Below are 13,660 nucleotides of genomic sequence, written 5' to 3'. Positions count from 1 at the left end.
CTTTTTCTTTCAAGGTTTTGGTTTGGCTGTCAGATGCCGAGTATCGGCTGCACGATCCGGACGAGCCAGCTTTTGAAGCGCAGTGGCGCTTCGGTTACTGCGAGACAGATGCAATCCGCATCCGGGGTTGCCACCGGTTGGTGGGTGACGCTGTCGTCAGCGTCTTCTATGTCGCCACGCGCATAGATATCTTCGCCATCAGCAAAGCTGCCGCTCAGGACAAGCGTCAGTTCGCGACCGCTATGGCTGTGTTCAGGCACGGGCTTGCCTGCGGGAATGCGCAGCAGGCGCACGGATGTCGTATCATCGCCGGTTTCGAGCCTGATGTGATAGGCACCGCGACCGAGAGCGCGCCAACGCAGCCCGTCGATATCGGCACCAGCGTAAGAACGCAGCGGCTCGGGCAGGCTGGCAACCCCGGAGGCAGCCGGACGCGCAGTTTTCGCCGGATCGCTGTCATTGTTCGCCCTAGGCTGCTGCAATCGGCGGCGCATCGCTTCCCATGAATGGTCTGTTGCGCTTTCGTGCGGCTCGACCTGCGCCAGAAGCTCGCCACCAACGCGCTCGGCGAGATCCAGTCGGCGGCGGCACGACGGGCACAGTGCAAGATGCGTAGCGACGACCAGGCTCCAGCCTTCGGACAGGCTTCCCGAAGCGTAGTCGACGATCCATTCATCGCTCAAATGATGACCTATCGACATTATCGGTCCCCTGCGAGTGCGATGCGGAGCTTGTCGAAGGCCAGCCGCAGACGCGATTTGACGGTGCCTAGCGGCAATCCAAGGCCGCTCGCTATTTCGCTGTGTGAGTCTCCATCGAAGAAGGCGCGCCTGAGCAACGCCGCCTGATCATCAGGAAGGCCTGCTATGGCTAGATGCAATTGCTGCGATGACTGCATGGCCTCGTAAGCCGCGTCGGCTGGCGCCACTTCGTCGGGAACAAAGGCAGGGTCTTTCGGGTCGAAAACCGGACGGTTCTCACGGCGAAACGCATCAATGCGCTGGTTGCGCGCAATGGTGAAAATCCAAGTTGAAACGGCTGCCTTGGACGCGTCGTACTGCCCAGCCTTGTTCCAGACAGTGATCATCGTTTCCTGCATCAGCTCTTCGGCCGGCTGTGCTGCCCCGCTACCAAGGTGCGTCATGTAGGCTTTTACGCGCGGTGCGAAATAGCGAAACAGCGTTTCGAATGCTTCTACATCGCGGCCAAGGGCCACCGCTTTCATCAAGGAAGCCATGTCCTGTCCGTTGCGCGTGGTCGGTTTGCTCTCGCTTCCCATCCCAACTGTCCTGGCGCCATGGAAGCGGCGCACGGCAACACGCGGCGTCGGCCAGCTTCCAATCTGCCACTCCCGTGCAGCTATGGGTGAGATTGTGTTCATGCCGGTTCTACGCCGTCAACTGGCATGCGGATCATCGCGACCCACAATTTTTTTCAAAGCAGGAAAACCAATCGGCCTTCCAGCGCGTATTGCATTGCAGATACCCAACACGAGCCAGGAACAGAATAGTGGACATCACCACCTCAAGAACACCGCGCGTCGCAATTATCGGCGCCGGCATCTCGGGCCTTTCAGCAGCATGGCTGCTGTCAAAGACCATGCCCGTAACCGTCTATGAGACGGGAGCCAAGCTTGGTGGCCACTCGAATACCGTAACGATCTCAACCGCGGATGGAGTGATCCCGGTCGATACCGGTTTCATTGTCTACAATGAACGCAACTATCCGAACCTTGTCGCGCTGTTTAATGCTGTTGGTGTCGAGACCAGCGCTTCTGAAATGTCGTTTGCAGCCTCGCTTGATGGCGGCCGGCTGGAATATTCGGGCTCGGGGCTCAACGGCATAATGGGCCAGCGCGGCAACGTTGTGCGGCCCCGCTTCTGGCGCATGATGCGCGACATTTTCCGATTTTATCGCGAGGCCCCCAAGCTAATCGGGCAGCCGGGAATGGAAGGGGTTACGCTGGGAGAATATCTCGACGACAATGGCTATACACCGGCCTTTGTGGACGATCACCTGCTGCCCATGGGCGCGGCGATCTGGTCGACCACGGGCGCGCAGATGCGAGCTTACCCGCTGGTTGCTTTTGTGCGCTTCTTTGCCAGCCACGGGCTGCTCAGCCTTGCCGACAGGCCGGCCTGGCGGACGGTGAAAGGCGGTTCACAGGAATATGTGAGGCGGTTGGCACAAGATTTAGCCGACATTCGCACCGGCACACAGGTCGCGTCGATTTTGCGGGAGCATGGCGGCGTGACCGTGATTGACACGCAGGGCAACCGCGAATTCTTCACGCAGATTGTACTGGCCACCCATGCGGACCAGGCGCTCAAGCTCTTGGCGGACCCCGACGCCGAAGAGCAGGCACTGCTCAGCGCTTTCCGCTACACCGACAATGAGGCGGTGCTGCACTCTGACGACCGGCTGATGCCCAAGCGTCGGCGGGTGTGGTCGAGCTGGAACTATATTGGCGAGACAAGCGATCATGAGAGCCAGCCGCTTTGCGTGACCTACTGGATGAACAGGTTGCAAAACCTGGATGCCAGATACCCGCTTTTTGTAACGCTTAATCCTACCCGAGCGGTGGACGAGGCGAAGACCATCGGGCGCTATAACTATACCCATCCGCTGTTCGACGTGCGGGCGCTTGAAGCGCAGCGGCAACTCTGGCGTATCCAGGGGCGGCGCAACATCTTCTTCTGCGGCGCATATTTTGGCTTCGGTTTTCACGAAGATGGACTGCAGGCAGGTCTTGCCGCCGCCGAGTTGCTTTCGGGAGCGCGCCGCCCCTGGAATGTGGCGAATGAATCGGCGCGGATATCGCTGCGCCCGCACTTGCAGGCTGCAGAATGATGGAACGACGCTCCGCCCTTTATGCCGGGACGGTGATGCACAGCCGTTCGCGGCCCAAGCGGCATAAATTTTCCTACCGGGTCTTTTCGCTTTTGCTTGATCTGGATGAATTGCCGGCGATCAGCGCGTCTTCGCGTCTTATGGGCCATAACCGGCCCAGCGTTCTGTCCTTCCACGATGCCGACCATGGCGACGGCGTGGAGGGAGGTCTGCGCGCATGGATCGAAAGGCAGCTGCGGCGTGCAGGCGAATTTGAACACGCAATGCGGATCGAGGTTCTCTGCTACCCGCGCATTTTCGGCTACGTTTTTAATCCGCTTACTGTCTATTTCTGCCATGCGCCGGGCGGCGGTTTGCGGGCAATCCTCTACGAGGTTTGCAACACCTTTGGCGAGCGGCATACCTATGTGATCCCGGTTGCCGAAGGGGCTCACGGACCAGTTCGTCAGGCCTGTGCGAAGGAGCTTTATGTCTCACCCTTCATGCCGATGGATTGCCATTACCAGTTCCATATCGAGCCGCCCGAGAGGAAGGTGCTCATCCGGATTGATGAAAGCGACGCCGACGGGCCGCTTTTGGTCGCGTCCTTTTCCGGCGAGCGTCAGCCGCTGACGGACCGGGCCATGCTTGGCGCATTGATCAGGCATCCTTTGATGACGCTGAAGGTTTCAGCCGGAATTCACTGGGAAGCCCTGAAAATCTGGAAAAAAGGCGTGCCGTTTCACGCGCATAAGACGGCAACGCAGCGAGTGGGCAGCACGATCGTGCGGTAGGGCTTTCGGTGTCGAAGCGCCTCCTGCCCTATCGTGGTTGCCCGTTGCCCCAAGACACTTTTTCCGTGGCACATTGCCGGAATCGAGCACACGCCATAGCATGTACGCATGATTGCAGACCGGCCGCTCTTCGGCGTTTTCCTGATGGTCGGCTTCTGTGCGGTTGCTCCGCTAGGCGACGCCTTGGCCAAAATTCTTGGCGCAACGATCCCGCTGATGCAGTTGCTCGTGGTGCGTTTCTTCGCCCAGGCAGTGCTGCTCCTTCCGATCCTTTGGGCGACCGGCACCGGACTATCCATGCCCCCCGCGTCTTCCGGCTCACGGTTGTCCGCACGATCCTGCACGTGTTCGGTATCGCCGCAATGTTCTCTGCATTGCGCTACCTACCGCTTGCAGATGCCGTGGCAATTGCATTCGTGATGCCGTTCATCATGCTGCTTCTAGGGCGTTATGTACTGGGCGAAACCGTGGGGCCACGCAGGCTCGCCGCCTGCACGATCGGCTTCATTGGCACGCTGCTGGTGGTGCAGCCTTCCTTCGCCAATGTCGGGTGGCCAGCTCTCCTGCCGATGGTCGTGGCGGTCATCTTTGCCCTCTACATGCTGATCAGCCGCCAGACCGCCAAGGAGGCCGATCCGCTCGCGCTGCAGGCGATGAGTGGCATGCTCGCGACGCCGGTGCTGCTGCTCGTCTTGATGGCTGGAAACCTCGCGGATTGGCCGGGCATGACCCTCGTCACGCCGACAAAAAGCGAGTTCTTGTTGCTTGCCTCAATAGGGGTGCTGGGGACATTTGCCCATCTGCTGATGACATGGTCGCTACGCTTTGCGCCGTCGACCACCTTGGCGCCGATGCAATATCTGGAAATTCCTTTCGCCACTGCAATCGGCTGGCTGATCTTTCGCGATTTGCCCAACGGGCTTGCAGCCGTCGGTATCGCGATCACCATGGCGGCAGGACTCTATGTTGTCTACCGCGAGGGCAAATCCCTTGAGCCCGTGCCCGCCGAGGCCTAATACGCCGTGCGTCGTTCTTCAGAAGGCGGGCGGCCGAATTGCATGCGGTAGCTCTGGGCGAAATAGGAGTGCGAGGTAAAGCCGGTGGCGATTGCCACGTCGAGAATCGGCATGTTGGTCTGGCGCAGAAGTTCACGCGCCCGCTCCAGCCGCAACCGCATGTAGTAGCGCCCGGGCGTAACGGTCAGGTGACGTAGGAACAAGCGTTCGACCTGGCGGACCGAAAGGCCCGCAGATTTTGCCAGCTGCACCGCCGAAAAAGGTTCATCCAGATTATCGGCCATCAGTTCAACGATTTTTCGCAGCTTCTCAGATTTTCCGGTCAGGTCGCGTTCGGGGCCGATCCGCTGACGGTCGCCGGCTGAGCGGATCCGCTCATGCTGGAACTGGTTGGCAACGCCATTGGCAATGTTTGACCCGAGATCCTGGCGAATAATCTCCAGCATCAGGTCGATTGAGGTCGTGCCACCGGCACAGCTGTAGCGCTTTCGATCGATCTCGAAGACGTTTCCGGTGCACTCGATCTCGGGAAATTTTTCCATGAAGCCGGCGCGGTTTTCCCAGTGGATGGTGCAGCGATGACCATCCAACTGGCCGGCTTCGGCAAGCAAATGGGAACCGACGGACAGCGCGCCAAGCGCGCCGCCACGGCGTCCCCAGCTTCTCAGCGCGCCAAGCACCTTGCTTTTGCCCGGATATTCGGTGGTGAGGCCGACGCAGACGAACAAGATGTCGGTCGGAGGCAAGTCAGCAACTGCATAATCGATCTTCAGCGGCAGACCATTTGATGCCATCACTGCCTCGCCATCGGAAGATATTGTGGTCCAGCTGTAGAAATCGCGGCCAAGCAGACGGTTGGCCGAGCGCACAGCGTCTATCGCGGCAGCGAGCGAGAACATTGAAAATTTATCGACCAGCAGAAATGCGAAGTGCCGGTTGCCTTCAACAATATCAGACATTGAGGGCTCTTTTACAGGAAGCCGGCCACACCGCAAAGGCACGCAAGGGTGGCCGCTGCCTCTGGACCATCAGAAAGATGGCCGGGGACGACCAGCCGCAAGGCTTGCGGAAATCAGTGTGTTGGCCATTAACATGGCAATGGTCATCGGCCCGACACCACCTGGCACCGGAGTGATCGCGCTCGCATTTTTATGCGCCTCGGCAAATTCAACATCGCCGACAAGGCGCGTCTTGCCCTCACCCTTTTCGGGCGCATCGATGCGGTTGATACCTACATCAATGACCGTTGCTCCGGGCTTGACCCAATCGCCCTTGACCATTTCAGGACGGCCAACGGCTGCTACCAGAATGTCGGCGGTGCGGGCGAGTGCCGGCAAATCGCGGGTGCGGCTGTGAGCGATGGTTACGGTGCAATTAGCCGCAAGAAGCAGGTTTGCCATCGGCTTGCCGACAATGTTGGAGCGCCCGACCACCACGGCGTTGAGGCCGGAGAGGTCCTTGCCGCGTGCCCGCTCGATCAACAGCATGGAGCCGGCAGGGGTGCACGGAACGAATGCGGTTTCCAGTTCGCCGGTGCCGAGCTTGCCGACATTGATGAAGTGGAAGCCGTCGACATCCTTTTTCGGCGACACCGACTGGACAACGCGGGCGCTGTCGATATGACCGGGCAAGGGCAACTGGACGAGAATTCCGTGTATTGCCGGATCGGCGTTGAGCCTTTCGACCAGTGCCACGACATCATCTTCCGGGGTGTCGGCGGCCAGGGTGTGCTGAACGGAATGAAAGCCGCATTCCTTCGCCTTTTTGGACTTGGACGCGACATAGACCTGGCTTGCCGGATCTTCTCCGACGATGACGACCGCAAGCCCAGGTTTCGCCCCGCCGGCGGCGACGAGTTCGGCGGTAAGTTCTTTCACGCGGGCAACAACGTCCTCGCCCACTGCTTTGCCGTCGATGATTTTCTGCTCTGCCATGATCCGTTCCGAGTTTTACTTGCTACGCATTGTCACCAGAAATGAGCGGCGTAACGCTGTCATTGCGCCCTCTGGTGCCGTTGACGCGAAAGTCTGCAAGAAAGTTTTGCTTACAGGAAGCGGCGGCGCGGGCGCAACTCCGGTCGATCCAGAACCGCTTCGCGGAAAGCCCGCAGGCTTTCGCGGACCTCCTCGATATCGGAGCGGGTGGCGGCTGGCTCTTGCACCGGCTGTCCGGAAGGTTGCGGTGCAAAATGCGGGGCTGGCCAGACACCATAGTGTGGCATCGGCGGCATATAGGCTTGCGGCATGGGCATTGGCTGCCCGGGATAAAACATCGGCATAGGTTGTGGTGGATAGGCGTAGGCCATGGGTTGCGGCTGCATCGGCGCAGGCATGTAGGCTGGCTGCATCTGCGGCGCGTAGACGACTGGCTGCTGTGGCGGAACCGCCTGCAAGTGTACTTGGGCGGCTGGCTGCAGCTGGACCGCAGCCGGAGCATGTTGTACCGGCGCCGGGTGGATGGGGGCAACGGCGACAGCTGCCGGGCGCGGTGCTTCAGCAACGCGCACCGGTATTGGCGCCTCGGACTTGGAAGCGCGGTCGCGCCTGGTTGCAGCAACGATGTGACGAGCCGGGTTGGGAGCAATGCGATCATTGACGGCATCGTCCTCGCCCGACCCAGCGGGCTGAACGAGCGCGTTCCAGTTTGCCCGCGCTTCTGGCACACGCGCTGGGCGACGCGGAGCTGGTTCCGGCTCGGGTTTGCGCGTTTCGTGATCCATATCGCGGCGGCGCCCGGATGGCCCCGAGGGGCCTCGACCGCCATCGGTTGGACGGGGATCGCGCGGCGTACCTGGGTTGGAATTGTCGCGCAGGCTGTAGAATGCGCCACGCATACCGCCGATGCCGATGCCAGCCAGCATACCGAGAAGTGCACCCGCAAGCGTCAACGTTGATCGCGACGGGCCGACCGGTTCCAGCGGCGGATAGGCCTTGGAGATGACGGCCATGTTGGCAGTGTTGAGGTCACGTTGTTCGCTGGTTTCGCGGGCGCGCAGCAGGAAGGATTCGTAAACTGCGCGCTTGGCGGCAGCCTCGCGTTCAAGTTGGCGCAGCGCCACAAGATCCTCGCTGACGCCGCTCTGGCGTACCTTGACCTGAGCCAGCCGCGCAGCGAGATCCTGCTCCAGTTGCACCGCACGCTTCAGTTCGACCTGATTGGAAGCAACGATGCGCCGCAATTCATTCTGGATCTGCTCACGGGCGCCGCCGAGTTGCGCCTGGATCGCCAGCAATTGCGGATGGCGCGGCCCAAGCCGGACGGCAAGGCGGTCGGCTTCCTGACTGAGGCTGGAATACTGCGAGCGCAGTTCGGTCATCACGTTGGAGCTGATCTGCTCTGGCAAGATGCCGTTGACGACGGCGTTGACATCGAGGTCGCGGGCCGACTGCGCTTTGGCATTGAGCTCGATGGAGCGAGCCCGCGCTGTGCCGAGCTGCTCATTGAGCTTGACCATCTCATCGTCGCTAATCAGCTTGCCGCCGGCGTCAATAATGTCGTTCTGGGTTTTGTACTCTTCGACCGCGCGTTCGGCGGCCTCTAGCTCAGAACGCATGCCCGACAGTCGCGACGTAAGCTCATCGGTGGCGCGACCTGCGGTGTCGGCCTGGATCTGGCCGTAGGTCTGCAGAAACACATCAGTGAGCGTGTTGGCGATCAGCGCTGATTTCTCGGCATTTTGGGTTTTGGCAGTGATCACCACCACAAAGGTTTTGCCGCCGCGTTCGACCTCAAGGCTCTCAGCCAGATTCGAGACCGCGAGTGAACGGCGGTTGTCGCCAGCACTGCCTGCGTCACGCGCGAGGAGCGAGCGAAGGATCGCCACCGGGCTGCCTATGACGCCTGAACCCTGACCGTTGAATTCTGGATCTGCAGTCAGGTTCAGCTTGTCGACGACCTTGTTGAGGACTGTGCCCGAGGTCAGCACGCGCACCTGATTTTCCACGATTGCCATGGTGGCATCGGACGGCAGGCCGGATTGAGTGATGTCGCGATCCACGATCTTCAGATCACGCGGGTCGATCAGCAGCTCAGCGACGCCCTCAAACTTTTTCGGTGTCGAGACAGCGACGGCAGCGGCCAACAGCGCCCCGGCAATCGTAGTGGCCAGAATGATCTTCTTGGAATTGGCGATGCCCACCACTACCCGCATGGGATCAATCAGCGGTCGCCAGTAAAGGTCAGGGTCTGCAGTTTCGCTGGCGCGGGTCGAAGCCCGCGGATCTTCGTCAGCATGCTGCTGGCGCGCATAAGGGTGTGAGGTATCGCGTTCGGGCTGCACCCATGCAGGCTGCTCGTGCTCGCGGGGGTTCTGCGAACGGTCCGAATCTGGAAGCAGGTTGCGCAGGCTCCAGCGAGACTTTGGTGCCGGACTGGACTGTTCCACCACCGGAGCTCTTTCGGGTGTACGGTCTCGCGGTGAACTGTTCGGGCGCTCAGCGAGTGCTGAAATCAGCGGACTTGGATGCGCCTCACGCCGCGAGCGCGCGAGGCGATGGCGGGTTGCTGCGTCTATTTCGTCGTTAGTAGACCACGTTCCTTCCGTTGCATTGCGCGATCTGCCACGGCCTTCTGGCTCGGCGCGGCCAAGCGATAGCAAGGACCGCTTTTTCCGGTCATGGTCGTGAGCATCAGACATCTATGCGGCTCGCCCAGGCATTCAGGAGCAGAGGTTTTCAAATCTTAAGCCACGCTAAACAGGCATGGAAAACAAACCGTTAATTTTGACCCTATTTCAGCGGTCGTTGATGAATTTGCGGAACCCAGCGTTAAACATTCGCCGCTAGCCTGAACCAAGCAATGAACGACGTCGGCAACAGCATGCAGAATCCGAAAAATTCCAGAATCCGCGTATTCCTGGCAGAACGGCGTGACGTGCTGCGCGATTACACAACCGCTATCAGCGGTTCGGCGGGACGGCTGGTTTTTTCGCTCGCCTATTTCATCGCCCTAGCCAATACGCTTTCAATCGCTGATTTCGGCCTTTTCGCCACCGCATCGGCTGCCGGCGTCATGCTGTCGCGCTTTTTGGCGTTCGGGTTTATTTCCGCACTCTATCGCGTGGCGACGGTGAGACCTAATCTGATCGGTGCCTTTACAGGTGGGTTTATCATTTTCGGGCTGGCTTCGTTGCCGGTGATGGCACTGGCGGCATGGCTGACCTATGCGCTGTTTTTTGCCGCCGATATTTCGATCTGGATTTTTGCTGCTGTGGTTGCTGCTGAGGCTATGTTGTGGCGACCAGTGGAGTTGGCGGTGATCGTCAACAACGGCATGGGGCGTTTCGGACGGGCTGCCGTTCTGGTGATCATGGGAACGTTATTGCGCGCTATCGCAGCGATTGTCTTCATGTTTTCCGCAAACCATGACCTTGCAAACTGGGTCTGGTTTTATCTCGCTGCCAACGCGGTCTCGCTGATAATCGCTTTTGGCTTCTTTTATCCGCGCCAAAGGGTGCGTTTCAGGTTGGCGCTTTACTTCCGGCGGTTGGCGGATTCGGTTTATGTGGCCGGAGCCGAAGTGCTGTTTTACCTGCAAATGGAATTCGACAAGCTTCTGGTGCTTTCCATCGGGGGACCGCAACTGGCCGGCATTTATGCGATCGTTATGCGGTTGGTTGACCTCACCGCTATCCCGATCCGCACCTTCACCATGATGCTGGTGCAGAAGATGATGCGCACGCCCGAACTTCTGGCGCGGATGCGCATCCGCGTGGGCATCGAGGTCGGGGTGTTGGTGGTCTCTACTCTGGCAATCTCCACGCTTTCAACACTGCTCTATTTCTTCCCGAGGGCGCTTGGTGGCAATGTTGCCGGGGCCGCTGCGCTGGTCGGGTTTGCGCTTCTCGTTCCGGCGTTCCGCAATCTCGTCGAATACCAGGCCGAGCTGCTTTTTGCGCGCGGGCAGACGGCATTGCGGGCGGTGAACCTGGCGGTCCTTGCCGGCTTAAAAGGAATCTTTCTCTGGTGGGCGCTCACGCGGTTCGTCGACACCACCGAGATGGTTATTTCGCTCAATGTGGTGTTTGGACTGCTTTATCTGGTGTCCACGGTTCTGACCTACAGCGCGCTGCGCCGTCCGGCCAAGGTGTTCTAGCCGATCAGCTTGCGTATCCGCGCAAGATCGGTGCCGATAAACGACTGCATGCCTATCGCAGCCTGCTCGGGCGCCATGCCCTCGACGAACGCTCGGAAACCATCATCGTCAAGTTTTGGGCCGGTCCAGTAGACGCGGCATAATTCTGCATCATCGTGACAATGTCCATCACCGCCCCGAACCTCGTCGACGTACCGACCATAGAGCATGCATTCCGAGAATTTTCGCGCGCGACCAACCGTTTGCACCCAGGGGCGACCGTGCGCGTCTTCGATATGCCGGCACATGGCATTGAGCGTGTCGCGCCGCCAGGCGATCAGAGTTGCGATGTAGTCATGGGACGATATTTCGGGGTTGGCGATGCCCAGCGCCTTGCCCGCATTGCGAGACCAAACCGGATGGTCGCCTTGCATGGGCAGTGCACCGTCGCGCCGGAAAAGCCGAACTTTGTCGCCGCGCCAGAATGCACCGCAATCAAAGGGTTTCAGGAACGCCACATCGGAATCGCAATAGACCAGAATATCCTGGCCGACATGCGCGCCGATGGCCATACGGCGCAGCTGTTGCACGTGCCAGCCGCGCATGGGTTGGGTGCGGGTGCTAAGCCAGATGCGACGGCGAAAAAGACTTGTCGGGTCCCAGACAGCGTGCAGCCACGCGGGCAACAGGTCGCGCTCGTCGATGACAGTGCGGTTTGGTCCCTCCAGCTGCCGGAACAGCGCCACATCCCTGCCCTCTACCAGCAGATAGTGATGCGAAGAGCCCGTAACGTATCGATCCATAGTTTCGCAGAGAAGTCGGCAGCGCTCGAGATCGGGGGCATAGCTCGCTGTTACCATCGCCGCCGATGTTTTCGCGGGAGGCAGGGTCACGGGCGGCCTCGCAGCTTCTGGCGAAACACGCGAAACAGGAACAGCGGATTGCCGACGACATAGCGGCGCCACAACCGTCCGGGTTCAATCACAAGACGAAACAGCCATTCGAGCCGGAGCGAGCGCACGATGCCGGGCGCGCGCGGCACTGCGCCGCTCAGAAAGTCGAACAGTGCTCCAACAGCGATGGGTAAGGTACAATGCTGCTTGCCCAGATTATGCGCCATCCAGAATTCCTGGCGTGGCACGCCCATGGCCACCAGGAGGATGTCGGGGCGCAATGTTTCAAGCCGCGCGCGGATGGCCGCTTCGTCGTCGGGCTGGAAGAAGCCATCGTTGACAATCTCAATCGTGTGAAGCGGTGTAAGTTCGCGTAACCTTGACGCAGCGCGCTCAATGCTGGTCGCGCTGGCGCCCAGCATGCCCACGGTGAGCGGAGTTTGTGCCGCGCTGAGAAGTGCTGGGATGAAATCAGTGCCATTGAGATTGGCCGGAAATGGTTTTCCGTGCAGCAGCTTCGACGCCACATCGACGCCAACGCCATCGGGCAGGATCAGGAAATCGCCAAGTGTGTGCCTGAATTGAGGGTCTGCGCAGGCCACGTTGGCGATGTGGGCGTTGAGGAAGCCAACCCTTGTGAACTGTTGATTTGCTACTAGCTCCAGCAGATGCTCAATCGCTCTCGCATGCGTCAATTCGGCGACGGCGATCCCCAGAATGTCGCGTGTGGGCGGCGTGGGAATGATGGCTTTCAAGTTCATGCCGCTTCTTTGTCGACTAACCGAATTTTTGCAAGGCCGAGCGCAAGCTGCGCGTCGAGCGCGGCGCGCTGCTTCTGGTAGAAGTCGCGCCCATCGCTATCGCCATCGCCGGCCCTGGCAAGGCGTACAAGCGCCGCTGCGAACGCTTTCGCATCGTCGGCAACCACGCAATTTTCCGGGATATTGTCGATGCCGCGCAGCGAACGCGTGGTGGCGACGGCAGGCAGGCCAAGTTCGAACGTCTCAATCGATTTCAGCTGCACGCCGCTGCCGGCGCGGCTGATCAGCGGGATGACGGCAGCCCTGCGGACGAATTCGGTCGCATCCTCGACGCGCCCGACAAAGTGGACGCCGGGATGGTGCGAAGTCATGTTGGCCGGCATGCTGCCTGCAATCTCGACGCGGAAATCATCCGGCAACAGCAGCACTACGTTTTCCAGAAACCAGTCGAGACCGATACGGTTTGGTTGCCATGTCCAGGTCCCGATCAGCGCCGCGTCGCAGGCAATCTGGCGTGTGGCTGGTTTCAACGGTGGTTCGGCGCGTGTGATCAGCGGCAGTGCTGCAGAGCGCCCTGGCGTGGCCACCCCCAGCGCCTCACGATCTTCGCCCGCCAGCGTGAAGACAAAATTGGCCTGGGCACACAACCGCGCTTCCATCTTCTGCAAAAGGCGCGCTTCACGCCGGTAGAGAAATTTTTGCAATAGCCCTGTTGCCGCCTCGGCATTTTCCTGCGCCGAACGGTACTCGACATTATGCGCAACGAAGATCGACGGCTTGTCTTCAAACAGGCCTTCGAATGCCCCAGCAAACTGCACTGCGTTGATGACATAGCCGTCGTAGGGCGCGACTGATCGCAATGCGGCCTTAACGTCAGCCACCGAGGCAGCCCTGAGCTTGATCGAAGAGAAGGTAAGACCGGCGACCATGGCCTTGGCCAACCATTCAATCTTCTGGAGCGCCGACGCATTATCAGTGCGTACATCGACAGCGCCGAGAACCACCGTGGATTGCGGGTCAGCGGGCTTGGTCCCGGGCCATGTATAGCCGACGACCGTCACCTTGATCCCTGCCCTGCGCAAGCCATCGATGATGGCAGCGTTGGCGATCTCATAACCCGTGGAGGGCGCATCGTGCGGCACGATCGATGTGACAAAAACCAGATGCATCATAATCTTCCTGTTGCCTGCGACATAGCAAATCGCCATGAAATGTTGATTAAAGGCCGGAGGAAAATCGCGGCTCCATAATAGCACTGCGTTAAGCTGTCTCGGTGTTTTCCAAGGTGTTTAACG

12 protein-coding genes are annotated in these 13,660 nt (G+C 59.8%); 4 read left to right on the top strand and 8 right to left on the bottom strand.

Going from position 1 to position 13,660, the window contains the following annotated elements; genetic code table 11:
- Positions 1 to 29: 29 nt before the first annotated feature.
- Together GA830_RS08610 and GA830_RS08605 are read right to left on the bottom strand one after the other, a co-directional pair.
- Positions 30 to 701, bottom strand: coding sequence for a ChrR family anti-sigma-E factor (locus GA830_RS08610; RefSeq protein ID WP_195164616.1), 672 nt, complete (start codon positions 699 to 701; stop codon positions 30 to 32).
- On the bottom strand, positions 701 to 1,381 hold the full coding sequence (locus GA830_RS08605) for a sigma-70 family RNA polymerase sigma factor (protein ID WP_308460473.1): 681 nt from the start codon (positions 1,379 to 1,381) through the stop codon (positions 701 to 703). The genes GA830_RS08610 and GA830_RS08605 overlap by 1 nt, the downstream gene beginning before the upstream one ends.
- Positions 1,382 to 1,509: 128 nt before the next feature.
- On the opposite strand from GA830_RS08605, the gene GA830_RS08600 reads away from it, so the two are divergent.
- From GA830_RS08600 to GA830_RS08590, 3 genes are all read left to right on the top strand, one after another.
- Positions 1,510 to 2,850, top strand: coding sequence for an NAD(P)/FAD-dependent oxidoreductase (locus GA830_RS08600; protein ID WP_258045616.1), 1,341 nt, complete (start codon positions 1,510 to 1,512; stop codon positions 2,848 to 2,850).
- Entirely contained in the window at positions 2,847 to 3,623 is a 777-nt protein-coding gene (locus tag GA830_RS08595) for a DUF1365 domain-containing protein (protein WP_308460472.1), read from the top strand. Before GA830_RS08600 ends, GA830_RS08595 begins: the two co-directional genes overlap by 4 nt.
- A 344-nt stretch (positions 3,624 to 3,967) precedes the next feature.
- Positions 3,968 to 4,639: a DMT family transporter gene (locus tag GA830_RS08590; RefSeq protein WP_258045615.1), complete on the top strand. Its 672-nt coding sequence runs from the start codon at positions 3,968 to 3,970 to the stop codon at positions 4,637 to 4,639.
- On the opposite strand, the gene GA830_RS08585 is transcribed toward GA830_RS08590, so the two are convergent.
- From GA830_RS08585 to GA830_RS08575, 3 genes are all read right to left on the bottom strand, one after another.
- Complete coding sequence (locus GA830_RS08585; protein WP_195164613.1) at positions 4,636 to 5,598, bottom strand: GlxA family transcriptional regulator; 963 nt, start codon at positions 5,596 to 5,598, stop codon at positions 4,636 to 4,638. The genes GA830_RS08590 and GA830_RS08585 overlap by 4 nt on opposite strands.
- Before the next feature lie 69 nt (positions 5,599 to 5,667).
- Positions 5,668 to 6,573: a bifunctional methylenetetrahydrofolate dehydrogenase/methenyltetrahydrofolate cyclohydrolase FolD gene (gene folD / locus GA830_RS08580; protein WP_195164612.1), complete on the bottom strand. Its 906-nt coding sequence runs from the start codon at positions 6,571 to 6,573 to the stop codon at positions 5,668 to 5,670.
- 110 nt (positions 6,574 to 6,683) lie between these two features.
- Positions 6,684 to 9,275 carry a GNVR domain-containing protein gene (locus tag GA830_RS08575; RefSeq protein ID WP_195164611.1) on the bottom strand — a complete coding sequence of 864 codons (2,592 nt, stop codon included), beginning with the start codon at positions 9,273 to 9,275 and terminating at the stop codon, positions 6,684 to 6,686.
- A gap of 161 nt (positions 9,276 to 9,436) precedes the next feature.
- Between GA830_RS08575 and GA830_RS08570 the strand changes: the two genes are divergently transcribed.
- Complete coding sequence (locus tag GA830_RS08570; RefSeq protein WP_258045614.1) at positions 9,437 to 10,732, top strand: lipopolysaccharide biosynthesis protein; 1,296 nt, start codon at positions 9,437 to 9,439, stop codon at positions 10,730 to 10,732.
- On the opposite strand, the gene GA830_RS08565 is transcribed toward GA830_RS08570, so the two are convergent.
- From GA830_RS08565 to GA830_RS08555, 3 genes are read right to left on the bottom strand one after another with little or no spacing between them, the layout of a single operon-like run.
- A complete protein-coding gene (locus tag GA830_RS08565) occupies positions 10,729 to 11,604 on the bottom strand; it encodes a DUF6492 family protein (protein ID WP_195164610.1) in 876 nt (291 codons plus the stop codon). The two genes, GA830_RS08570 and GA830_RS08565, sit on opposite strands and share 4 nt — an antisense overlap.
- Complete coding sequence (locus GA830_RS08560) at positions 11,601 to 12,365, bottom strand: WecB/TagA/CpsF family glycosyltransferase (RefSeq protein ID WP_195164609.1); 765 nt, start codon at positions 12,363 to 12,365, stop codon at positions 11,601 to 11,603. The genes GA830_RS08565 and GA830_RS08560 overlap by 4 nt, the downstream gene beginning before the upstream one ends.
- Positions 12,362 to 13,534, bottom strand: a complete 1,173-nt coding sequence (locus GA830_RS08555; protein WP_195164854.1) for a glycosyltransferase — start codon at positions 13,532 to 13,534, stop codon at positions 12,362 to 12,364. Before GA830_RS08555 ends, GA830_RS08560 begins: the two co-directional genes overlap by 4 nt.
- Between the last annotated feature and the right edge of the window lie 126 nt (positions 13,535 to 13,660).

The sequence above is a fragment of the Mesorhizobium sp. NBSH29 genome, from assembly GCF_015500055.1.
Lineage (GTDB): Bacteria > Pseudomonadota > Alphaproteobacteria > Rhizobiales > Rhizobiaceae > Neomesorhizobium.
Note: the sequence above shows the minus strand (reverse complement) of the source record. Positions and strands in the feature narration are given on the sequence as shown.